This is a genomic window from Pseudomonas sp. G.S.17 (assembly GCF_038096165.1).
Classification (GTDB): domain Bacteria; phylum Pseudomonadota; class Gammaproteobacteria; order Pseudomonadales; family Pseudomonadaceae; genus Aquipseudomonas.
Window position 1 is genome coordinate 2,187,865 of the sequence record NZ_CP151076.1, and the last position, 23,013, is coordinate 2,210,877.

Consider the following 23,013-nt stretch of genomic DNA (forward strand, 5'->3'; position numbering starts at 1 on the left):
AGCCTGTCATGGCGCAGTCGGATAAGGACGGCAGCCTTGTGGGCCGCCGACCGGTCTGTCTTGTTATGCGCCAACCAGGGTCGGGCTGATGACCTGGGTCAGGCTGCCCGCCACTGCTGGCGCGATACCTGCCTCGAATTCAGGCCTGAAGTATTTGATCGCGCTGCCCAGAGGTTCCACGGCGCCCGGTGCGTGGGCGCAGAAGGTCTTGCCAGGGCCGAGGAAGTTCACCAGGCCCAGCAGGGTTTCGATATCCCCCGGCTGACCGTGGCCTTTCTCGATGGCGCGCAGAATCTTCACGCTCCACGGCAAGCCATCGCGGCAAGGCGTGCAGAAACCGCACGACTCCTGGGAGAAGAACTCTTCCATATTGCGCAACAGCGAAACCATGTTCACCTTGTCGTCCACCGCCATGGCCAGACCGGTACCCATCCGCGTACCGACTTTGGCGATGCCGCCGGCGTACATTTGCGCGTCCAGGTGTTCCGGCAACAGGAAGCCGGTACCGGCGCCGCCTGGCTGCCAGCACTTGAGCTTGAAGCCGTCGCGCATGCCGCCCGCGTAGTCTTCGAACAGCTCACGCGCCTGCACGCCGAAAGGCAGTTCCCACAGGCCAGGATTTTTCACCTTGCCGGAGAAACCCATCAGTTTGGTGCCGTGGTCTTCACTGCCTTCGCGGGCCAGGGATTTGTACCAGTCGTTGCCGTTGCCGACGATGGCCGGCACGTTGCACAGAGTTTCGACGTTGTTCACGCAGGTTGGCTTGCCCCACACGCCAACAGCAGCGGGGAAGGGCGGCTTGGAGCGAGGATTGGCGCGACGGCCTTCCAGGGAGTTGATCAGCGCGGTTTCTTCACCGCAGATGTAGCGCCCGGCGCCGGTGTGTACGAACAGCTCGAAGTCAAAACCGGTGCCGAGAATGTTCTTGCCCAGCAGGCCCGCAGCCTTGGCTTCGGCCACGGCGCGGTTCAAATGCTTGGCAGCTGTGACGTATTCGCCACGCAGGAAGATGTAGCCGCGATAGGCTTTCAACGCCCGCGCACTGATCAGCATGCCTTCCACCAACAGGTGTGGCAGCTGTTCCATCAACATCCGGTCTTTCCAGGTGTTGGGTTCCATTTCATCCGCGTTGCACAGCAGGTAGCGGATGTTCATGGATTCGTCTTTAGGCATCAGCCCCCACTTCACACCTGTGGGGAAGCCTGCACCGCCGCGACCCTTGAGGCCGGAATCCTTCACCGATTGCACGATGTCGTCAGGCGCCTGCTCGGCGAAAGCCTTGCGGGCAGCTGCATAGCCGTCTTTGGCCTGATATTCGTCGAGCCAGACCGGCTCGCCGTCATCGCGCAGGCGCCAGGTCAGTGGATGAGTTTCTGCCGTGCGCGTTATGCGATTGGCAGGGCCGAAGGAAGTGATGGTCATGGGTAACCCTCCAGCATCTTGGCAACGCCCGAAGGCTGCACGTCACCGAAAGTGTCATCGTCGACCATCACGGCCGGAGCCTTGTCGCAGTTACCCAGGCAGCAGACCGGCAACAGGGTGAAACGCCCGTCGGCAGTGGTCTGGCCTGGCGCAATGCCCAGGGAGTTCTGGATTTCTTCGACCACCGATTCGTGACCGGCAATGAAACAGACCATGCTGTTGCAGACACGAATGATGTGGCGGCCAACCGGCTGGCGGAAGATCTGGCTATAGAACGTTGCCACGCCTTCGACGTCACTGGCGGGAATGCCCAGCAGGTCGCCGATGGCATAAATGGCACCGTCAGGCACCCAGCCGCGTTCCTTCTGCACTATTTTCAAGGCTTCGATAGACGCCGCACGCGGGTCTTCGTAGTGATGCAGCTCATGCTCGATGGCCGAGCGCTCGGTTTCGCTGAGGGCGAAACGGTCTGTCTGGATAAGCGGGCTATTCATGCTTAGCGGTCCACGTCGGCCATAACGAAATCGATACTACCCAGGTACGCGATCAAGTCCGCGACCATGCTGCCTTTGATCACCGAAGGAATCTGTTGCAGATGCGGGAAGCTTGGAGTGCGGATCCGGGTACGGTAGCTCATGGTGCCGCCGTCGCTCGTCAGGTAATAGCTGTTGATGCCCTTGGTCGCTTCGATCATCTGGAAAGATTCGTTGGCCGGCATGACCGGCCCCCACGAAACTTGCAGGAAGTGCGTAATCAAGGTTTCGATGTGTTGCAGCGTGCGCTCTTTGGGCGGCGGCGTGGTCAGCGGGTGATCCGCCTTGTACGGCCCTTCCGGCATGTTGCGCATGCACTGCTCGATGATCTTGATGCTCTGGCGCATTTCTTCGACGCGCACGATGCAGCGGTCATAGGCATCGCCATTGACGGCCAGCGGCACTTCGAATTCGAAGTTCTCGTAGCCCGAGTAAGGCCGCGCCTTGCGGATGTCGAAATCGCAACCGGTTGAACGCAGACCGGCGCCAGTGACGCCCCATTCCAGCGCTTCCTTGGTGTTGTACGCCGCGACGCCGATGGTCCGGCCGCGCAGGATGCTGTTGTCCAGAGCTGCCTTTTGATATTCGTCCAGACGCTTGGGCATCCACTCGACGAAATCCTTGACCAGCTTTTCCCAACCGCGCGGCAGGTCGTGGGCGACGCCGCCAATCCGGTACCAGGCCGGGTGCAGACGGAAGCCGGTGATGGCTTCGATCACCGTGTAGGCTTTCTGCCGGTCGGTGAAGGTAAAGAACACCGGCGTCATGGCGCCCACGTCCTGGATATAAGTACCCAGGAACAGCAGGTGGCTGGTGATCCGGAAGAACTCGGCCATCATGATGCGGATGACGTCGACTTTCTCCGGCACCTTGATGCCGGCCAGTTTTTCTACCGAAAGCACGTACGGCAGGTTGTTCATCACGCCGCCGAGGTAGTCGATCCGGTCGGTGTACGGGATGAAGCTGTGCCAGGACTGGCGCTCGGCCATTTTCTCGGCGCCACGATGGTGGTATCCGACATCGGGAACGCAGTCGACGATTTCTTCGCCGTCCAGCTGCAGGATGATGCGGAACGCACCGTGGGCCGAAGGGTGGTTCGGGCCCAGGTTGAGGAACATGTAGTCTTCGTTCGTGCCGGACCGCTTCATGCCCCAGTCTTCCGGACGGAAACGCGCGGCTTCCTCTTCCAGTTGCTGTTTGGCAAGGGTCAGGCTGAACGGGTCGAATTCGGTGGCACGGGCCGGGAAGTCCTTGCGCAACGGGTGACCTTCCCAGGTCGGCGGCATCATGATCCGGGTCAGATGCGGGTGACCCGGGAAGTCGATGCCGAACATGTCCCAGACTTCGCGCTCGTACCAGTTGGCGTTTGGCCAGATGCCAGTCACCGTTGGCACGCTCAGGTCGCTCTCGGACAAGGCAACCTTGATCATCACGTCGCTGTTACGTTCGATCGACAGCAAGTGGTAGAACACGCTGAAGTCGGCGCCCGGCAAGCCTTGACGCTTGGTGCGCAGACGCTCATCCATGCCATGCAGGTCGTACAGCATGACGTAGGGTTTGGGCAGCTGACGCAGGAACGTCAGCACTTCGATCAACCGCGCGCGCTCGACCCACAGCACAGGCATGCCAGTGCGGGTCGGCTGGGCGCTGAACGCTTCGGCGCCAAAACGGTTGTTCAGTTCAACGACGACATCTTGGTCGTCAGCCTTGTAAGGCGGGATGTACAGAGCACTGCCTGTAGTCATGATTTTTTTATCGCTTTCGGTCAACGTAAAGAATGAAGCCAGGTTCTCGTCTCTTTAGCAGGAGCAGAACTGGATCAGACTTCGTCGGGGCTGCGCAGATTGGTCACTGCGATTCGCTGTTCGCGGCGCTGTTCCTTTTGCGACGGCATCTCGGCGCGATAAACGCCTTGGTCACCGACGACCCAGGACAGAGGGCGACGCTCCTGGCCGATGGATTCCTGCAACAGCATCAAGCCTTGCAGAAATGCTTCGGGGCGGGGCGGGCAGCCAGGCACATAGACATCCACGGGCAGGAACTTGTCCACGCCCTGAACCACGGAATAGATGTCGTACATACCACCGGAGTTGGCGCACGAACCCATGGAGATAACCCACTTGGGTTCGAGCATTTGCTCGTAGAGACGCTGAATGATCGGCGCCATCTTGATGAAGCAGGTCCCGGCAATAACCATGAAATCCGCTTGACGCGGTGATGCCCGGATAACCTCGGCGCCGAAGCGGGCGATGTCGTGGGGCGCCGTGAAGGCGGTGGTCATTTCCACATAGCAGCACGACAGGCCGAAGTTGTACGGCCACAGGGAGTTTTTACGCCCCCAGTTGACTGCACCGTTCAGCACGTCTTCCAGCTTGCCCATGTAGATGTTTTTGTGGACTTGGTCTTCTAACGGATCGGAAACAGTTTCCCGCTTGCCGATTGGATACTCTTCATTGGGAGCATCCGGGTCGATCCTGGTGAGATTGTATTGCATCGCCAAAGCCTCATTGTTTTAGCTTCGCTTGTCGAATACGGCGACCTTCGGGAGCCCAATCGAGCGCCCCTACCCGCCATAGGTAGACAAGACCTGCCAACAGAATTGCTATGAAAACGAGTGCTTCGACGAATCCGGTCCAGCCGCTTTCGCGGACGGACACAGACCAGGCAAAGAGAAAGAGGGCTTCAATGTCGAAGATCACGAAAAGCATCGCGACCAGATAGAATTTTGCCGAAAGCCGCAAGCGGGCGCTGCCAGTAGGCAGCATGCCGGACTCGAACGGTTCGTTTTTGCTGCGGCCCCAGGCTTTGCTGCCCAGAAGGCTGGAGACACCGAGCATGAAGGCACAGAGGCCGACAACACCTAAAAGGAAAATGGCGAAGCCCCAGTTGTGGGCAATCAATCCTGTCGGTTCGTGCATGCTGGATTTCCTTGACAGAGATCAAAGGTCTCTGGGCTTGAATAGAGTATAGGCAGTGACTATATGTCGCAGCGACATCAACCGCGGTGATTTTATGGGTAAACAGTTGGCAAGTAAATTTTCTACATCAAATTAATTTGACGAATTAATCACTTGCGCACACGGGTATCGGCTTGCGGGCAGGCTGGGCGGGCATTGGCAGGGTTTTGGTTAATAATGTTTCCTGCAAAATGTAAGGAACAAGGATTGATTATTAAATGATAATAAGTATCATTCGATGTTATTCCGACGTTTTTCAATAAAACACGCAGAACAGTGAGTGTTTATTAAAACAGCAAGTTGTAGCTAGTAATGGACTGTCAGCCAGCAGCGTGTTGGCCTCTTCGCGGGCAAGCCTCGCTCCATCGCAAGAAAGTGATCCATTGGGCCATCGGCTTAGGCATTACGCATAAAAAACCGCCCCGGAGGGCGGTTCTTCACATCAGGTGCAAGCCAATCAGTGGAACTGTTCTTCTTCGGTGGAGCCGGTCAGCGCCGTTACCGATGAAGCGCCACCTTGAATGACCGTGGTCATGTCGTCGAAGTAGCCAGTGCCGACTTCCTGCTGGTGCTGCACAAAGGTGTAGCCTTTGGCGGCGTCAGCGAATTCCTGCTCTTGCAGTTTCACGTAGGCAGTCATGTCGTTGCGGGCGTAGTCGTGCGCCAGGTTGAACATGCTGTGCCACATGTTGTGGATGCCGGCCAGGGTGATGAACTGGTGCTTGTAGCCCATTGCCGACAGCTCGCGCTGAAATTTCGCAATGGTCGCGTCGTCCAGGTTCTTCTTCCAGTTGAAAGATGGCGAGCAGTTGTAAGACAGCAGTTGGTCCGGGTATTCCTTTTTAATCGCTTCGGCAAAGCGACGGGCTTCGTCCAGATCCGGCTTGGCGGTTTCACACCAGATCAGATCGGCGTACGGCGCGTAGGCCAGGCCGCGGGAGATAGCCTGGTCCAGGCCGGCGCGGACTTTATAGAAGCCTTCTGGCGTGCGGGTGCCGGTCACGAATTCCTTGTCGTACGGGTCGCAGTCCGAAGTCAGCAAGTCTGCGGCGTTTGCGTCGGTACGGGCCAGGATAATGGTCGGTACGCCAGCGACGTCCGCTGCCAGACGCGCAGCAGTCAGCTTTTGCACGGCTTCCTGAGTCGGTACCAGCACCTTGCCGCCCATGTGGCCGCATTTCTTGACCGAGGCCAGCTGATCTTCGAAGTGAACGCCTGCAGCGCCAGCTTCGATCATGCTTTTCATCAGTTCGTAAGCGTTCAGCACGCCGCCAAAACCGGCTTCGGCATCGGCAACGATTGGCGCGAAGTAGTCGATATAGCCTTCATCGCCTGGATTTTTACCGGCTTTCCACTGGATCTGGTCGGCGCGGCGGAATGAATTGTTGATGCGCTTGACCACAGTTGGAACCGAGTCCACTGGGTACAGCGACTGATCGGGGTACATCGACTCTGCCGAGTTGTTGTCGGCGGCCACTTGCCAGCCGGACAGGTAAATCGCCTGAATGCCGGCCTTGACCTGCTGTACAGCCTGGCCGCCGGTCAGGGCGCCCATGCAGTTGACGAAGTCTTTGTCAGGGCGGAACGAAGGCTTGGCACCCTGGGTGACCAGATTCCAGAGTTTTTCCGCGCCCAGTTTGGCGAATGTGTGTTCAGGTTGAACCGAGCCACGCAGGCGGACGACATCAGCGGCGGAATAAGTACGGGTCACGTTTTTCCAGCGCGGATTTTCAGCCCAGTCTTTTTCGAGAGCTGCTATTTGTTGTTCGCGTGTCAGTGCCATGGAGATAAACCTCGTCGCAAAAGTATCGCATCGGTTTTGGGTGGAAAATTCCTTGCTCCGCCAAAACGCCCCGGTTATCGAAGGCACATGGATGGCTGCTCGCTGATCAGAGAAGTGGCTGATCGAGCCTGGTTTGCGTGGTTGCTACGGGTGAACGATGAGCTCAAGTCGGGAAGAGTGGGCATATGGCCTGGCCCATGTCTGCAGTTCGGCTCGTGGATGCCTTGTTGCAGTCATTTGACGGGTTGAGCTATCGACCTATTACGCTTCCGTCCCTCAGGACAACTTCGTTCCAGTAGCAACCTCGTCAAACTGCCTTGTGGGCGGTACAGACACGAATCGGCTCAGGTGGGTAGGTTAGAGCGCGATCCGAAGGCTCTTTGCAGGGCCTCTGATTAGCGGGAGCGGGGCAATCATGCCTCGTCGTTTTTAACCCGTCAAACGTTTTGTAGTGCTTTTATGGTTCCACTACATCTTTGGTCTAATACGACTAGTCAGTCAGGTCCGGGCCCTTCAGTGCTGATATTTCTGCGACCGCCGACAGGTAGCGGCTTCAGTCGAGCGTTTCGACCTTGACACGTAGTGTCATGTCTTCCCGCCCTTGGGTGGAATAGCGATTAGCCAACCCTTGCTGATCGGCGACCGACTGGTCGCTGGCGCCAGCGAGTGTGATCCATTCGCCCAGACGTCCACTGACCTGGCTGTCGGTGCTTTGTACCTTGATGACGTCCGGCCGTTCCTGGCTCAGGCGATCACGGTTGGTGGTGATGCTCAGGTGTACCGTGTCGCCGGTGACGCTGGCGGTCACGTAGAAGCCTTGGGTGACGTTGCGGTATTCGGTGTTGCTCTGTGCATAGCCGTAGGAATCGGATTGCGAGGTGGTCAGCGGCACGCTTTGCCCGATCTGAATCAATGCTGGCGCACCTTCAGTGGTCTGTACTTGCTGGACGCCGCCTTCACGGCTGGCGGTGCCGTAATTGATGACGCGCGACTGATTGGCGCCTTGCGTGTTGCGTGCTGCGCTGTCGCTGGTATCGACGCTGATCAGCAAGCGCTTGGGGGCGGTGTCGAGTTGCGTGATCAAGGCGCGCAGCTCGTCGATCTTGCGTGGCTCGGCATTGATGATCAGCTGGTTGTTGTAAGCGCTCACTTTGCCATCCTGGCCAAGGAACGATTTCGCCACCGGCAACAGCTCATCGCTGGTGCGAAAGTTGAGCGGGACTACTTCGGTAGCGGCCATGACGCACACGCTACATGTGATGAGTATTGAGGTGAGCACGCTGCGCAGGAACATGTCCCTATCTCCACTGATACGTCTGGAAAGACTTGAGTTTGCCACTTTGTCGGCCTGAGAGGGGGCAAGTTGAATCGTGCATGGCAAAACGCCCCGCGACCTCATTTCGGCCTGCTCAGGCTGAAGTGGGGACGCGGGGCGCTTATTGGCTGTATCGGGAGATCAGCGGGTATCGCGAACCATGTCGACGTGCGGAAGGCCAGCCTCCAGAAATTCTGCGCTGACGACGGTAAAGCCGTGGCGCTGATAAAACGCTGTGGCATGCACCTGAGCGCTGAGCTTCTGTGGTTTGAGACCCCGCCGCTCGGCATCGTCGATGACCGCATTGAGCAACGCATCGCCGACTTTCAAGCCGCGCCAGTCCTTGAGAACCGACAGTCTGCCGATTTCACCGTCCGGCAGCAGCCGTGCGGTGCCAATCGGAAAATCACCTTCATAGGCCAGGAAATGAATCGCGCCAGCATCTTCGGCGTCCCATTCCAGTTCTGCAGGTACGGACTGTTCTGCGATAAAAACCGCTTCGCGAATTCTGCGAATCTCAATGTTGTCCTTTTGCCAATCGGCGACTCGGACGTGGATTTTATTCATCGGCAAATCCCAGGCTTCCTTGTTTGACCAGTTCACAGAGTAGATTTCGTCCTTGTTCGTCGCTCAGCCACGGAGCGAGATTTTCGCTGTGCAGCGCATCGGCGGCACAGATCATTTTCAGCAGCTCGCGCAGGTGGCCGGGCAGCAGACGGCTCTGGCCGCTGGCGAACAGTAGCAGGTCTTCGTCAACTTCGGACCACGCCAGGCGTGCGCTTGGGTTGCGGATGAGAACTGCACCCTGTTCCAGGCTACCGAGCAAGTCTTCTTCCTCAAGCTCGGGACCCACTACCAGTTCGGGGTAGCGCGGCTCGGTCATGAACTGGCCGAACCAGGTGAGCAGCAGGCGTTCGTCGCCCATGTGCTCGGCCAGCAGGGCTTTCAGGCGATCCAGCGCGTCATGCTGGATCTGGTGCGGATCACTGACCGGTTGTGCGTCAGCGTCGGTGTAGCGTTCTTCGTCAGGGATGAACTGGCTGAGGAAGTCGGTGAAGTGGGTCAGTACTTCGGCAGCGCTGGGCGCGCGAAAACCGACCGAGTAGGTCAGGCATTCATCGACCGCGACGCCGCAGTGAGCCAGGCGTGGCGGCAGGTAGAGCATGTCGCCGGGTTCCAGGGTCCATTCTTCGGTGCCCTGGAAATCAGCAAGGATGCGCAGGTCTGCATGTTGCAGCAGCGCGCTCTCGGAGTCGCACATCTGGCCGATCTGCCAGTGACGCTTGCCGTGGCCTTGCAGCAGGAACACATCGTAATTGTCGAAGTGCGGGCCAACGCTGCCACCCGGTGCGGCATAGCTGATCATCACGTCGTCAATGCGCCAGCTTGGCAGAAAACGGAAATTTTCCAGCAGCTCGCTGACTTCCGGGACGAACTGGTCCACGGCCTGTACCAGCAGGGTCCAGTCACGTTCCGGGAGTTTGCTGAATTCGTCCTCGGCGAAAGGGCCGCGACGCAGTTCCCACGGGCGTTCGCCGTTTTCGATGACCAGGCGCGACTCGACTTCTTCTTCCAGGGCAAGGCCTGCCAGTTCGTCAGGATCGATCGGGCTTTCGAAGCCCGGTATCGCCTGACGAATCAGCAGGGGCTTTTTCTGCCAGTAGTCACGCAGGAAAACGCGAGCGCTGATGCCGCCCAACAATTGAAGAGGAATATCAGGATTCATGTGTAACCTATTGAAAAAACGTGTTTTATAGACAGGAATAAAAACGCCCGGCACTGCCGGGCGTGTGCAACTGTTTACCGCGGGTCAGATGCGCTTGGCTTGAGCCACGGCATTGCCGATGTAATTGGCCGGGGTGAGCTTTTTCAGCTCGGCCTTGGCGTCGGCTGGCATGTCCAGGCCGTCAATGAACGTCTGCAGCACTTCGGGGCTGATGCCCTTGCCGCGGGTCAGTTCCTTGAGTTTCTCGTACGGGTTTTCGATGTCGTAGCGGCGCATGACTGTCTGGATCGGCTCGGCCAGAACTTCCCAACAGGCGTCCAGGTCGGCGGCGATCTTCTGCTCGTTGAGCTCCAGCTTGCTGATGCCCTTGAGGCTGGCTTCATAGGCAATGACGCTATGAGCGAAGCCCACACCCAGATTGCGCAACACAGTGGAGTCAGTCAGGTCACGCTGCCAGCGGGAGATCGGCAGTTTGCTGGCCAGATGCTGGAACAGCGCGTTGGCGATGCCCAGGTTGCCTTCGGAGTTTTCGAAGTCGATCGGGTTGACCTTGTGCGGCATGGTCGACGAACCGATTTCGCCAGCGATGGTGCGCTGCTTGAAATAGCCCAGGGAGATGTAGCCCCAGATATCGCGGTCGAAGTCGATCAGGATCGTGTTGAAGCGGGCGACCGCGTCGAACAACTCGGCGATGTAGTCATGCGGTTCGATCTGGGTGGTGTAGGGGTTGAAGCCCAGGCCCAGTTCGTCTTCGATGAAGGCGCGCGCGTTGGCTTCCCAGTCAATGGCCGGGTAGGCCGAGATATGCGCGTTGTAGTTGCCGACCGCACCGTTGATCTTGCCCAGCAGCGGCACCGCTGCGATCTGGGTGATCTGCCGCTCCAGACGGTAGACGACGTTTGCCAGCTCTTTGCCCAGGGTCGTCGGCGAAGCCGGTTGGCCGTGGGTGCGGGACAGCATTGGCACGTCAGCGAAACGGATGGCCAGTTCGCGAATGGACTCGGCGATCTGGCGCATCAACGGCAGCATGACGTTGTCGCGGCCTTCGCGCAGCATCAGGGCGTGGGACAGGTTGTTGATGTCCTCGCTGGTGCAGGCGAAGTGGATGAACTCGCTGATCTTGTCCAGTTCAGGCAGCTTGGCAGCCTGTTCCTTGAGCAGATACTCCACGGCCTTGACGTCGTGGTTGGTGGTGCGCTCGATCTCTTTCACGCGCTCGGCGTGGGTGACCGAGAAGTCTTCAGCCAAGGTGTTGAGAATCGCGTTGGCTTCGGCAGAAAACGCCGGGACTTCAGTGATTTCCGGGTGTGCGGCCAGGCGCTGGAGCCAGCGCACTTCAACCATGACGCGAAAACGGATCAGGCCGTATTCGCTGAAAATTGGGCGCAAAGCCTGAGTTTTGCCGGCGTAGCGGCCGTCTACAGGGGAAACCGCAGTGAGCGAAGAAAGCTGCATGGGGTGTTCTCGGACAGTCGGGCAACGAAATGGGGCGCGTATCATACATGAAAAACGGGCCAGATCCGTGCGGTCTGACCAGCGTATGGTGCGCGACGTTTGTAAGTATCGGTTACGGGTACCCGGCGAATCAGCCGTGCATCAGTGGGTACAATTCTTTCAATAGCTTGCGCCGGCTAACGACCAACTGCCAGCGGTGACCGCCAACTTGTCGCCACAGACGGGCTGAACGTATTCCGGTCAGCAACAGCGCGCGGATCTTCGACGCGTTGTTCGGTTGTTGCAGGTTGCGCATGTCGCCGTGGACCTGGATCCGCTGGCGCAGGGTGCTCAGGGTGTCCTGATACAACGCGCCGCAGGCGGAAACCACGTTTTCATGGGCAACACCAAAATGCTCGGCCTGGGATTGGATCTGCGGCAGGCGCTTGCCGATGACTTCCAGCATGTCGTCACGCTTGGCCAGCTGGCGCTCGAGGCCCAGCATCGACAAGGCGTAGCGCAGCGGTTCTCGTTGCAGCGTCGCCGGATCGCGCTCCAGGGCGCTGGCCAGTGCGCGATAGCCTTCGCGCAGGTTCAGATCATCGCCGCCATACACGTCCAGCGTGTCCTTGGGGTCCAGCACCAGCAGGCTGCCCAGCATGCAGGTCATCGCGGCTTCGCTGGATTGCCCGGTCTTGGCAATGCGGTCGACCAGCACTGCGGCCTGAAAGACACCGCCCAGGGCGGTGAGTTGTTCCTGAATCGGGGTCATCAACGCTTGTCCTTGCTGTGCCACGGTTCGGCGATTTCAATCACGCCGCCACCCAGGCAGATTTCGCCGTCGTAGAACACCACGGACTGACCGGGTGTCACGGCACGTTGAGGCTCGTCGAAACTGGCTCGATAGCCATCAGCGGTCTGTTCCAGCGTGCACTGCTGATCACCCTGGCGGTAACGCACTTTGGCCGTCAGCCTGCGTGGCGTGCTCAGGTCGACCGGGTTGACCCAGTAGATCTGCGAGGCGATCAGTGCCTGGGAAAACAGCCATGGATGGTCGTTGCCCTGGCCGACGATCAGCTCGTTGTTTTCCAGATCCTTGACCAGCACGTACCACGGATCATCGCTGGCGTCTTTCAAACCGCCGATGCCCAGGCCCTGGCGCTGGCCGATGGTGTGGTACATCAGGCCGCTGTGGCGCCCGATGACTTCGCCTTCGGTGGTCTTGATCTCGCCGGGCTGAGCGGGCAGGTATTGACGCAGGAAATCCGTGAAGCGCCGTTCGCCAATAAAGCAGATGCCGGTTGAGTCTTTCTTCTTGGCGGTGGCCAGGCCGTGTTTTTCGGCGATGGCGCGCACCGCAGGTTTTTCCAGCTCGCCGACCGGGAACAATGTTCTGGCGATCTGCTCGCCGCCCACGGCATGCAGGAAGTAGCTCTGGTCCTTGTTCGCGTCCAGGCCCTTGAGCAGTTCTGTGCGCCCATCGATGTCGCGGCGGCGTACGTAGTGGCCGGTGGCAATCAGGTCGGCGCCGAGCATCAGGGCGTAGTCGAGAAACGCCTTGAACTTGATTTCGCGGTTGCAGAGGATGTCCGGGTTCGGCGTACGACCGGCCTTGTACTCGGCCAGAAAATGCTCGAACACGTTGTCCCAGTATTCTGCGGCGAAGTTGGCGGTGTGCAGCTTGATGCCAATCTTGTCGCAGACGGCCTGGGCGTCGGCCAGGTCTTCGCGAGCGGTGCAGTAGTCCGTTCCATCGTCTTCTTCCCAGTTCTTCATGAACAAGCCTTCCACCTGATAACCCTGCTCCATGAGCAGAACGGCGGAAACGGAAGAATCTACGCCGCCGGACATGCCGACGATGACGCGCTTCGTTGCTGAATCGGAAAGGGCTGGATCACGCATAGGGATTCAATGTGTGGCTTCGAAAAGGACGCGATTCTAACAGGCTGAGGTCGCCGAGTCTCACACGCTGTCGCGCAGCAGGCTCAGACTGAAGTGCTCGCCGCTCAGGTAATCGTCTACACAGCGCATCACCAGCTCGCTGCGCCAGCGATGCTGTTCAGCCTGCAATTGATCGCGAGTCAGCCACAGCGGGCCGATGATGCCATCGTCCAGCTCATAGTCGGGATGATGATGAAGAGGCTTGGCGGCAAAGCAAATACGCTGATACGTCACGCCGTTGCTGGGCGCGGTATACAGGTAAATGCCGATGACGCTGGTGAGTTCGACGTCCCAGCCGGTTTCTTCCAGAGTTTCGCGCACGGCGGCGTGTTGCAGGGTTTCATCCGGGTCCAGATGGCCGGCGGGCTGGTTGAGTACGGCTTTGCCGCCTTTGAGCTCTTCGACGATCAGGAAGCGGCCCTGATCTTCGACGATGGTTGCGACGGTAACGTGGGCTTGCCATTGCATGGTCAATTTTCCCTGTGCAAACAGTGGGCGCAACAGTGCTGGGGTTTTGCCTGTCGCAGATACAGAAACCCCGGCAGGAGGCCGGGGTTTCCTTTACAGCAGGCGTTTTCAGACGTCTAACCGATGCAGCCTTAAACCAGCGAAGCGATCGCTGCGTTGAAGGTCGCACTTGGACGCATGATTTTGCTGGTCAGTTCGGCGTTGGGGTAGTAGTAACCGCCGATGTCCGCAGGCTTGCCTTGAACGGCATTGAGCTCGGCAACGATTTTTTCTTCGTTGTCGGCCAGGGTTTTCGCCAGCGGGGTGAACTGCGCTTTCAGCGCTGCATCGTCGTTCTGTGCCGCCAGTGCCTGAGCCCAGAAAAGCGCCAGGTAGAAGTGGCTGCCGCGGTTGTCGATGTTGCCGACTTTGCGCGAAGGCGACTTGTTGCGGTCCAGGAACTCACCGGTAGCCTGATCCAGGGTCTTGGACAGAACCAGCGCTTTCGGATTGTTGTAGGTGCTGCCCAGGTGTTCCAGGGAAGCCGCCAGCGCCAGGAACTCACCCAGCGAATCCCAGCGCAGGAAGTTTTCTTCGACCAGTTGCTGAACGTGTTTCGGAGCCGAACCGCCCGCGCCGGTTTCAAACAGGCCGCCACCGCTCATCAGCGGTACGATCGAGAGCATCTTGGCGCTGGTGCCCAGTTCCATGATCGGGAACAGGTCAGTCAGGTAGTCGCGCAGCACGTTACCGGTCACCGAAATGGTGTCCTTGCCGGCGCGAGTGCGCTCCAGGGTGAAGTTCATCGCGTCGACAGGCGACATGATGCGGATGTCCAGACCCGAAGTATCATGGTCACGCAGGTACTTCTGGACCTTTTCGATCATCACGCCGTCGTGGGCGCGGACCGGGTCGAGCCAGAACACCGCCGGGGTGTTGCTGGCGCGAGCGCGGTTGACGGCCAGTTTGACCCAATCCTGAATCGGCGCGTCCTTGGCCTGGCACATGCGCCAGATATCGCCAGCTTCAACCTTTTGTTCCATCAGCAACTTGCCGTCGCTGTCGGTGACGCGAACAACGCCGTCGGCCTGGATGTGGAAGGTCTTGTCGTGGGAGCCGTACTCTTCGGCTTTCTGTGCCATCAGGCCCACGTTAGGCACGCTGCCCATGGTGGTCGGATCGAAGGCGCCGTGTTTCTTGCAGTCTTCGACGGTGGCCTGATAGATGGTTGCGTAGCAGCGGTCCGGGATGACTGCCTTGGTGTCGTGCAGTTCGCCGTCGGCGCCCCACATTTTGCCGGAGTCACGGATCATTGCCGGCATCGATGCGTCGACGATCACGTCGCTTGGCACGTGCAGGTTGGTAATGCCTTTGTCGGAATTGACCATCGCCAGCGGTGCGCGCACGGCATAGACGGCTTCGATGTCAGCCTTGATTTCGGCTTGTTTGTCGGCCGGCAGCACAGTGATGCGGTCGTACAGGTCGCCAATGCCGTTGTTCAGGCTGAAGCCGACTTGCTTGAGGATGTCAGCGTGTTTGGCCAATGCGTCCTTGTAGTACTCGGCGACGATCTGACCAAACATGATCGGGTCGGAGACCTTCATCATGGTGGCTTTCAAGTGCACGGAGAACAGCACGCCCTTGGCTTTGGCGTCTTCGATCTCGGCAGCGATGAAGCTGCGCAGGGCTTTTTTGCTCATGGTGGAGCAATCGATGATTTCGCCTGCTTTCACAGCAGTTTTTTCTTTCAGGACAGTGGTCGTGCCGTCTTGAGCGATCAGTTCGATCTTGACGCTGCCAGCGGCTTCAATCAGCGCGGCTTTCTCGCTGCCGTAGAAATCGCCTTCGCTCATGTAAGAGACATGAGATTTGGACTCGGGGCTCCACGCGCCCATCTTGTGCGGGTGCTTGCGGGCGTAGTTCTTGACCGACAGCGGGGCGCGGCGATCAGAGTTGCCTTCGCGCAGAACCGGGTTCACGGCGCTGCCTTTGGTCTTGTCGTAGCGGGCGCGGACATTTTTTTCAGCGTCGGTGCTCGGTGCTTCCGGGTAGTCGGGAATAGCAAAGCCCTGCTCCTGCAGTTCTTTGATAGTCGCTTTGAGTTGCGGGACCGAGGCGCTGATGTTGGGCAATTTGATGATGTTGGCTTCTGGCGTAGTGGCCAGTTTGCCCAGTTCGGCAAGATGATCTGCTACTTGCTGATCGGCGCGCAGCGATTCCGGGAAGCTGGAAAGAATGCGGGCTGCCAGAGAGATGTCTCGCGTTTCAACGTCGATATCAGAGGAGGCGGTGAACGCTTCGATGATAGGGAGCAGCGAGTAGGTGGCGAGGGCAGGGGCTTCGTCGGTGAAGGTGTAGATGATCTTCGAGCGGTTGGACATTTCGTATGAACTCTCTTTTGCTGAGCATGCACAAAATCTCGATGCGCGCAGGGTATGCACTCTTGCTCACAGTCGCTTCATGAGCCTAAGTCGAGGTTTATTCGCGATTGATGATGGTGGGTGCATCAGTCGAGCGTCGAGCGGTGAGCTGTTATGGCAGCCCAACGCCTATAAAGGCTGAACGTCAGGTTTCAGACTGGTCAACCCCTATGACCCGGTAGTCACGCCGGGAGTATATCAAACCCTTGGTCTTAAGCATTAATGCTATGCGTGCTAACGAATGAGCGATATAGGCCGTTGGTCGAGGGTAACGGGTGCAGCCCTCTCTGTATTCTTGCCCGGCAAGGGTCCGCAAGGCTTTGCCTGCCGGGCGGCGCGGTCGGGAGTTTGCGGGCAGAGCCACCACTGACTACGCTCAATCGCAGCCAGGATGTCTCAACAGACCCACACCCCCACCGCAATACAAGCAATAGGGAGTACAACAACAATGGGCTACCAGAAGATTCAGGTTCCAGCCGTCGGCGAAAAAATCACTGTCAACGCGGATCACTCCTTGAACGTGCCTGATAAACCGATCATTCCCTTCATCGAAGGTGACGGAATCGGCGTCGATATCAGCCCGGTCATGATCAAGGTGGTCGACGCGGCCGTGGAAAAAGCCTATGGCGGCCAGCGCAAAATCTCCTGGATGGAGGTCTATGCCGGCGAAAAGGCGACCCAGGTTTACGATCAGGACACCTGGCTGCCCCAGGAAACGCTGGATGCAGTCAAGGATTACGTCGTTTCGATCAAGGGGCCGCTGACGACCCCGGTTGGCGGCGGCATTCGTTCCTTGAACGTCGCCCTGCGTCAGCAGCTGGACCTGTATGTCTGCCTGCGCCCGGTGCGCTGGTTTGAGGGTGTACCCAGCCCGGTCAAGAAGCCCGGCGACGTCGACATGACGATCTTTCGGGAAAACTCCGAAGATATTTATGCCGGGATCGAGTGGAAAGCCGGTTCGCCCGAGGCAATCAAAGTCATCAAGTTCCTCAAGGAGGAAATGGGCGTTACCAAGATTCGCTTCGATCAGGACTGTGGGATTGGCGTCAAGCCGGTTTCAAAGGAGGGGACGCAGCGCTTGGCGCGCAAGGCCTTGCAGTATGTGGTGGACAACGACCGTGAGTCGCTGACCATTGTGCATAAAGGCAACATCATGAAGTTCACCGAAGGTGCCTTCAAGGAATGGGCCTATGAGATTGCGGCTCAGGAGTTTGGCGCCACGCTGCTGGATGGTGGTCCGTGGATGCAGTTCAAGAATCCCAGGACCGGCAGGAATGTCATCGTCAAGGACGCTATCGCCGATGCGATGCTCCAGCAGATTCTGTTGCGCCCCGCCGAATATGACGTGATCGCGACCCTGAACCTCAACGGCGACTATCTATCTGATGCGTTGGCAGCCGAGGTGGGCGGGATCGGCATCGCGCCGGGGGCCAATCTTTCCGACACGGTCGCGATGTTCGAGGCCACGCATGGCACGGCGCCCAAATATGCAGGCAAGGATCAGGTCAATCCGGGGTCGTTGATATTGTCCGCAGAGATGATGCTGCGTCACATGGGTTGGGTCGAAGCGGCAGACCTGATAATCAAAGGCACAAACGGCGCTATTTCCGCGAAAACTGTTACCTATGATTTCGAGCGTCTGATGGACGGCGCGACGCTGCTGTCTTCATCAGCCTTTGGCGATGCGTTGATCTCTCACATGTGAATCTGATTGCTGTGAGATAAGCCAAATCGGCCGGTTCAAGTCTCTGAACCGGCCGATTTGTCAGTTGGCGTAGTGGGTCGCACGCCGGGAGTCGTCAGGCAGTAACTCTATCATCGGTCTTGCTTGCGTGACTTGGGATTTCAGCGGGTGCCGAAGCGTTATCGCTTACGACGGCTGCCTGAATATCCACGGCATGCAAGCCCTTGGGCCCCTGAATGATCTCAAAACTGACCGCTTGGCCAGCCTTGAGGGTTTTGTAGCCGTCCATCTTGATGGCCGAGTAATGGGCGAACAGATCTTCATCCTTGCCGTCGGCAACAATGAAGCCATAGCCTTTTGCATTATTGAACCACTTGACCTTACCGCTGAGCATAGTCACATCCCTCTGCAAAGGACTCCGTTGGGAGTATCATCCACCTCATCCGCCGGACCTAAAAAAATTTTGGTTGACTGCGCGGACCCTTTTTACCCAATGTGGGTTCTATTGTTTGTAACACCGTTTAGCCGATAGTCAAGGTCATGCGGCGGTCCGTTTGAAAACCGGTCAGACTGAGGCTAATTATTTTCAATCCGCCTTCTACGAACTTTTCTTTCCATGCATGCAATCAGCAAGATTCGACTAACATTCAATCAGGACAGTCCAGGTTCCGGTGAGGATGACGCGGCGGGCATCGCAGTTCAGGACGCCAAGCCGACGCTACAGGCGCCGCCGATGTACAAGGTGGTTTTATTTAACGACGATTACACCCCGATGGATTTCGTTGTTGAAGTGCTCGAGGTGTTTTTTAACCTGAATCGTGAGCTGGCGACCAAGGTCATGCTGGCCGTCCATACAGAGGGACGGGCAGTATGTGGATTGTTTACCCGCGACATCGCCGAGACCAAGGCAACGCAGGTGAACCAATACGCCAGGGAAAGCCAGCATCCGCTACTCTGTGAGATCGAGAAGGACGGTTAAACGCCGACCACTTGGGTATGAGGTGAAGCTATGTTAAACCGTGAGCTCGAAGTCACCCTCAATCTGGCCTTCAAGGAGGCTCGCTCCAAGCGTCATGAATTCATGACCGTCGAGCACCTCCTGCTGGCTCTATTGGATAATGAGGCTGCCGCCACTGTTCTGCGTGCCTGCGGCGCAAACCTCGATAAGCTCAAGCATGATCTGCAGGAGTTCATCGACTCCACCACGCCGTTGATCCCGGTCCACGACGAGGATCGCGAAACCCAGCCAACCCTGGGCTTCCAGCGTGTGCTGCAGCGTGCTGTCTTCCACGTGCAGAGTTCCGGCAAGCGTGAAGTCACCGGCGCCAACGTGCTGGTTGCGATTTTCAGTGAGCAGGAAAGCCAGGCAGTGTTTCTGCTCAAGCAGCAGAGCGTTGCACGCATCGATGTTGTCAATTACATCGCGCATGGCATTTCTAAAGTGCCTGGGCACGGCGATCACTCTGAAGGTGAGCAAGATATGCAGGACGACGAGGGCGGGGAGTCTTCATCTTCAGGCAATCCTCTGGATGCCTATGCCAGCAACCTCAACGAACTGGCGCGCCAGGGTCGTATCGACCCGCTGGTCGGTCGTGAGCTTGAGGTCGAGCGCGTTGCGCAAATCCTCGCCAGACGCCGGAAAAACAACCCGCTGCTGGTTGGCGAGGCTGGCGTAGGCAAGACCGCAATCGCCGAAGGCCTGGCCAAGCGCATTGTCGACAATCAGGTACCTGATCTGCTCGCCAACAGCGTCGTCTACTCCCTTGATCTCGGCGCATTGCTGGCCGGTACCAAGTACCGTGGCGACTTCGAGAAGCGCTTCAAAGCGTTGCTCAATGAGCTGAAAAAACGTCCGCACGCCATCCTGTTTATCGATGAAATCCACACCATCATCGGTGCCGGTGCTGCATCCGGCGGCGTAATGGATGCATCGAACCTGCTCAAGCCGCTGCTTTCTTCGGGTGATATCCGTTGCATCGGTTCGACGACGTTCCAGGAATTTCGTGGCATCTTCGAAAAAGATCGCGCCCTGGCACGCCGCTTCCAGAAAGTCGATGTGTCTGAGCCGTCGGTGGAAGACACTATCGGCATTCTTCGAGGCCTCAAGGGGCGTTTCGAGCAGCACCACAACATCGAGTACAGCGATGAGGCACTGCGTGCAGCTGCCGAGCTGGCCTCACGCTACATCAATGACCGGCACATGCCGGACAAGGCGATCGACGTGATTGACGAAGCAGGTGCCTATCAGCGTCTGCAGCCAATCGAGAAACGCGTCAAACGCATTGAAGTGGCGCAAGTTGAAGACATCGTGGCGAAAATCGCGCGTATTCCGCCTAAACACGTCAACAGCTCCGACAAGGAACTGCTGCGTAACCTTGAGCGCGATCTCAAGCTGACGGTGTTTGGTCAGGATGCCGCTATCGATTCACTGTCGACAGCCATCAAATTGTCTCGTGCGGGCTTGAAGTCGCCGGACAAACCAGTCGGCTCCTTCCTGTTCGCCGGTCCTACCGGTGTCGGCAAGACCGAAGCGGCTCGTCAGTTGGCCAAGGCGTTGGGTATCGAGCTGGTGCGTTTCGACATGTCCGAGTACATGGAGCGTCACACCGTATCGCGTCTGATCGGTGCGCCTCCAGGCTATGTCGGCTTTGACCAGGGCGGTTTGCTCACGGAAGCAATCACCAAGCAGCCGCACTGCGTATTGCTGCTCGATGAAATCGAAAAAGCGCACCCGGAAGTCTTCAACCTGCTGCTGCAGGTGATGGATCACGGGACTTTGACCGACAACAACGGGCGCAAGGCTGACTTCCGCAACGTGATTGTGATCATGACCACGAACGCAGGCGCAGAAACCGCAGCGCGTGCCTCCATCGGCTTTACCCATCAGGACCACTCGTCTGATGCGATGGAAGTGATCAAGAAGAGCTTCACGCCTGAATTCCGCAACCGTCTGGATACCATCATTCAATTTGGTCGCCTCAGTCACGAGGTTATCAAGAGTGTGGTGGACAAGTTCCTTACCGAGCTTCAGGCGCAGCTGGAAGACAAGCGAGTCCTGCTCGAAGTCACCGATGCGGCACGCAGCTGGTTGGCGGCGGGTGGTTACGACGCACAGATGGGCGCTCGACCAATGGCGCGTTTGATTCAGGACAAGATCAAGCGTCCACTGGCTGAGGAGATCCTGTTCGGTGAATTGGCTGAGCACGGTGGTGTTGTGCACATTGACGTCAAGGATGGCGAGATGACCTTCGATTTCGAGACTACGGCCGAAATGGCCTAAGTTCCGGAGGCCGCTCGCAAGGCAAAGAAAACCCCGCGTCTCGCAAGAGACGCGGGGTTTTCTTTGGGCGATACGCTTGCATTCGACAAAATTCAGACGAACAAAAACGCCCGGCAGATGCCGGGCGTTTTTGTCAGACTTGCTTAACGGGCGCGGTAAGTAATGCGCCCTTTGCTCAAGTCGTAGGGCGTCAGTTCAACACGCACCTTGTCGCCGGTAAGAATACGGATGTAGTTCTTGCGCATCTTGCCGGATATATGCGCGGTTACGACGTGCCCATTTTCCAACTCCACACGAAACATGGTGTTGGGCAGGGTGTCGACGACAGTGCCTTCCATTTCGAAGCTGTCTTCTTTCGACATGCAGTAAAGCCCTCGGTATCCAATGAGTGGCCCGGTGCAAGTGGCGCCAGGCAAAAGCGGCGTGCATTGTGCCCGAAAAATGATGTTTAAGCCAAGGGCTTCAGTAAAGAGTGACCCATCTCTGATTTGTCAGCAGCTCAATGGGCCGGTATTGGGTCTTGTAATTCATCTTTTGGCAGTTCTTTATCCAGTACCCCAGATAGACCGCGTGGAGCTTGAGGCGCGAAGCTTCAGCTATCTGCCACAAAATCGCGTATCGCCCCAGACTGCGGCGCTCTTCAGTCGGTTCGTAGAAGGTGTAGACCGCAGAAAGGCCGTTGGGCAGCAGGTCGGTAACTGCGACTGCAACCAGGCGTTTCTCGACACGAAATTCGTAGAACCGGCAGAAGGGCAGATCGCGAACCAGAAAAGTCGAAAACTGGTCGCGACTGGGTGGAAACATGTCGCCATCGGCGTGCCTTTGTTCGATATAGCGCTGATAGAGATCGAAATACTCTTCGGTGAAGTGCGGTTTGGTACTGCTGACCTGGATGTCCGCGTTGCGTTTGAAAATGCGCTTCTGCTGCCGATTCGGTACGAACAGGTCGACAGGGATTCTGGCAGGCACGCACGCGCTGCAATTCTGGCAGTGAGGTCGATACAGGTGATCGCCACTGCGGCGAAAGCCCATGTCCGAGAGGTCGGCATAGACTTTGACGTCCATCGGTTGGCTGGGGTCCAGGAACAGCGTGGTCGCCTGTTCCTCAGGCAAATAGCTGCAGGAATGGGGTTGAGTGGCATAAAACTTAAGCCGGGCCAGCTCTGTCATGATCGCCCCCCTGATAAAAACCTTTAGTTAGAGTGTATGTCAGGCTGCTGAACTCGCCTAGGCAACCAGTCGGCGTTATTTGGCTAGTCCAGATGCTGCCGCAGATAATTGGCAAACTCCTGGCGCGGGATGGGCCGAGCACCAAAGCTGTGCAAGTGGTCGGTTGGCATCTGACAGTCGATCAATACGAAACCCCAGCTGCTCAAGCGCTCCACCAGGGTGGCAAAACCCACTTTCGAGGCGTTATCGGCATGGCTGAACATCGATTCGCCGAAGAACAGTTGCCCCATGGCCAGACCGTACAAGCCGCCGACCAATTTACCGTTTTCCCAAACCTCTACGCTGTGAGCATGACCGCGCTCGTGCAATTCCAGATAAGCGGTCTGCATCGGGCCGGTGATCCAGGTGCCGTCGGCATAACTGCGCGGCCCTGCGCAGGCACGTATCACTGCGGCAAAGTCCTGATCGAAGGTCACCTGAAAGCGCCCCTGCCGGATGACCTTGCCCAAACTGCGTGACACATGCAGTTCTTCGGGAAAGATCACCGTGCGCGGATCCGGCGACCACCAGAGGATCGGCTGGCCCTCCTGGAACCACGGAAAGCAGCCGTGGCGGTAAGCCTGAATCAGGCGGTCCGCAGACAGATCACCGCCCGCGGCGAGCAAACCGTCAGGTTCGCGCAAGGCTTTTTCCAGTGGCGGAAATACCAGGCTGTTGCGTTGCAACCAGGTCAGCATGAGGTCAGGGCTGTGCGAGAGGGGAGGGCGATTAACGCAATGCTGCAACTCTGCGTGACATGCGTGGTCATAAGCGGTCGTCCTTTTGAGGTCGGTCTCCTGACCGTATGATGGCTTTTTGGGCGATAAGTCACCCTGAATTCGTACGGCCCGGAACGTTTCGC

General features: G+C 57.9%; 21 protein-coding genes. 3 read left to right on the forward strand and 18 right to left on the reverse strand.

Annotated features, from left to right (window positions below):
• Window positions 1-63: 63 nt before the first annotated feature.
• The 14 genes from nuoF to AABC73_RS10105 all read right to left on the reverse strand — a co-directional run bounded on the left by nuoF (window position 64) and on the right by AABC73_RS10105 (window position 15,939).
• The gene (gene nuoF / locus AABC73_RS10040) at window positions 64-1,422 is read right to left on the reverse strand and encodes an NADH-quinone oxidoreductase subunit NuoF (protein ID WP_341523442.1); all 1,359 of its coding nucleotides are present in this window, start codon (window positions 1,420-1,422) and stop codon (window positions 64-66) included.
• On the reverse strand, window positions 1,419-1,916 hold the full coding sequence (gene nuoE / locus AABC73_RS10045) for an NADH-quinone oxidoreductase subunit NuoE (protein WP_020290202.1): 498 nt from the start codon (window positions 1,914-1,916) through the stop codon (window positions 1,419-1,421). The genes nuoF and nuoE overlap by 4 nt, the downstream gene beginning before the upstream one ends.
• Before the next feature lie 2 nt (window positions 1,917-1,918).
• Entirely contained in the window at window positions 1,919-3,700 is a 1,782-nt protein-coding gene (gene nuoC / locus AABC73_RS10050; RefSeq protein WP_065833835.1) for an NADH-quinone oxidoreductase subunit C/D, read from the reverse strand.
• Between the two features lie 74 nt (window positions 3,701-3,774).
• On the reverse strand, window positions 3,775-4,449 hold the full coding sequence (locus tag AABC73_RS10055) for an NADH-quinone oxidoreductase subunit B (RefSeq protein WP_341523443.1): 675 nt from the start codon (window positions 4,447-4,449) through the stop codon (window positions 3,775-3,777).
• Window positions 4,450-4,459: 10 nt separating this feature from the next.
• Window positions 4,460-4,873: an NADH-quinone oxidoreductase subunit A gene (locus AABC73_RS10060; RefSeq protein WP_020290205.1), complete on the reverse strand. Its 414-nt coding sequence runs from the start codon at window positions 4,871-4,873 to the stop codon at window positions 4,460-4,462.
• 496 nt (window positions 4,874-5,369) lie between these two features.
• A complete protein-coding gene (aceA, locus tag AABC73_RS10065; RefSeq protein ID WP_020290206.1) occupies window positions 5,370-6,695 on the reverse strand; it encodes an isocitrate lyase in 1,326 nt (441 codons plus the stop codon).
• Between the two features lie 553 nt (window positions 6,696-7,248).
• Complete coding sequence (locus AABC73_RS10070) at window positions 7,249-7,989, reverse strand: secretin N-terminal domain-containing protein (protein WP_341523444.1); 741 nt, start codon at window positions 7,987-7,989, stop codon at window positions 7,249-7,251.
• Between the two features lie 162 nt (window positions 7,990-8,151).
• Window positions 8,152-8,577 carry a GNAT family N-acetyltransferase gene (locus tag AABC73_RS10075; protein ID WP_065833772.1) on the reverse strand — a complete coding sequence of 142 codons (426 nt, stop codon included), beginning with the start codon at window positions 8,575-8,577 and terminating at the stop codon, window positions 8,152-8,154.
• Entirely contained in the window at window positions 8,570-9,736 is a 1,167-nt protein-coding gene (locus AABC73_RS10080; RefSeq protein ID WP_331151198.1) for a cupin domain-containing protein, read from the reverse strand. Before AABC73_RS10080 ends, AABC73_RS10075 begins: the two co-directional genes overlap by 8 nt.
• An 84-nt stretch (window positions 9,737-9,820) precedes the next feature.
• The gene (purB, locus tag AABC73_RS10085; RefSeq protein WP_341523445.1) at window positions 9,821-11,191 is read right to left on the reverse strand and encodes an adenylosuccinate lyase; all 1,371 of its coding nucleotides are present in this window, start codon (window positions 11,189-11,191) and stop codon (window positions 9,821-9,823) included.
• Window positions 11,192-11,321: 130 nt separating this feature from the next.
• A complete protein-coding gene (gene hflD, locus AABC73_RS10090) occupies window positions 11,322-11,942 on the reverse strand; it encodes a high frequency lysogenization protein HflD (RefSeq protein WP_331151200.1) in 621 nt (206 codons plus the stop codon).
• On the reverse strand, window positions 11,942-13,072 hold the full coding sequence (mnmA, locus tag AABC73_RS10095; protein WP_047571881.1) for a tRNA 2-thiouridine(34) synthase MnmA: 1,131 nt from the start codon (window positions 13,070-13,072) through the stop codon (window positions 11,942-11,944). The genes hflD and mnmA overlap by 1 nt, the downstream gene beginning before the upstream one ends.
• Window positions 13,073-13,132: 60 nt before the next feature.
• Entirely contained in the window at window positions 13,133-13,579 is a 447-nt protein-coding gene (locus AABC73_RS10100; protein WP_341523446.1) for an NUDIX hydrolase, read from the reverse strand.
• 131 nt (window positions 13,580-13,710) lie between these two features.
• Window positions 13,711-15,939, reverse strand: coding sequence for an NADP-dependent isocitrate dehydrogenase (locus AABC73_RS10105; protein WP_341523447.1), 2,229 nt, complete (start codon window positions 15,937-15,939; stop codon window positions 13,711-13,713).
• 487 nt (window positions 15,940-16,426) lie between these two features.
• Between AABC73_RS10105 and icd the strand changes: the two genes are divergently transcribed.
• Window positions 16,427-17,683: an NADP-dependent isocitrate dehydrogenase gene (gene icd, locus AABC73_RS10110; RefSeq protein WP_341523448.1), complete on the forward strand. Its 1,257-nt coding sequence runs from the start codon at window positions 16,427-16,429 to the stop codon at window positions 17,681-17,683.
• 94 nt (window positions 17,684-17,777) lie between these two features.
• Here icd and cspD read toward each other — a convergent pair whose 3' ends face one another.
• Entirely contained in the window at window positions 17,778-18,056 is a 279-nt protein-coding gene (gene cspD / locus AABC73_RS10115; protein ID WP_341523449.1) for a cold shock domain-containing protein CspD, read from the reverse strand.
• Window positions 18,057-18,278: 222 nt separating this feature from the next.
• On the opposite strand from cspD, the gene clpS reads away from it, so the two are divergent.
• Entirely contained in the window at window positions 18,279-18,641 is a 363-nt protein-coding gene (gene clpS / locus AABC73_RS10120) for an ATP-dependent Clp protease adapter ClpS (RefSeq protein WP_341523450.1), read from the forward strand.
• Between the two features lie 30 nt (window positions 18,642-18,671).
• Window positions 18,672-20,942, forward strand: coding sequence for an ATP-dependent Clp protease ATP-binding subunit ClpA (gene clpA / locus AABC73_RS10125; protein ID WP_065833780.1), 2,271 nt, complete (start codon window positions 18,672-18,674; stop codon window positions 20,940-20,942).
• A gap of 143 nt (window positions 20,943-21,085) precedes the next feature.
• Here clpA and infA read toward each other — a convergent pair whose 3' ends face one another.
• From infA to aat, 3 genes are all read right to left on the reverse strand, one after another.
• Window positions 21,086-21,304 (reverse strand): translation initiation factor IF-1, encoded by a 219-nt coding sequence (gene infA, locus AABC73_RS10130; RefSeq protein ID WP_002553999.1) that lies wholly within the window; start codon window positions 21,302-21,304, stop codon window positions 21,086-21,088.
• Between the two features lie 100 nt (window positions 21,305-21,404).
• Entirely contained in the window at window positions 21,405-22,112 is a 708-nt protein-coding gene (locus AABC73_RS10135) for an arginyltransferase (RefSeq protein ID WP_065833781.1), read from the reverse strand.
• A gap of 83 nt (window positions 22,113-22,195) precedes the next feature.
• Window positions 22,196-22,849, reverse strand: a complete 654-nt coding sequence (gene aat, locus AABC73_RS10140) for a leucyl/phenylalanyl-tRNA--protein transferase (RefSeq protein WP_341523456.1) — start codon at window positions 22,847-22,849, stop codon at window positions 22,196-22,198.
• Between the last annotated feature and the right edge of the window lie 164 nt (window positions 22,850-23,013).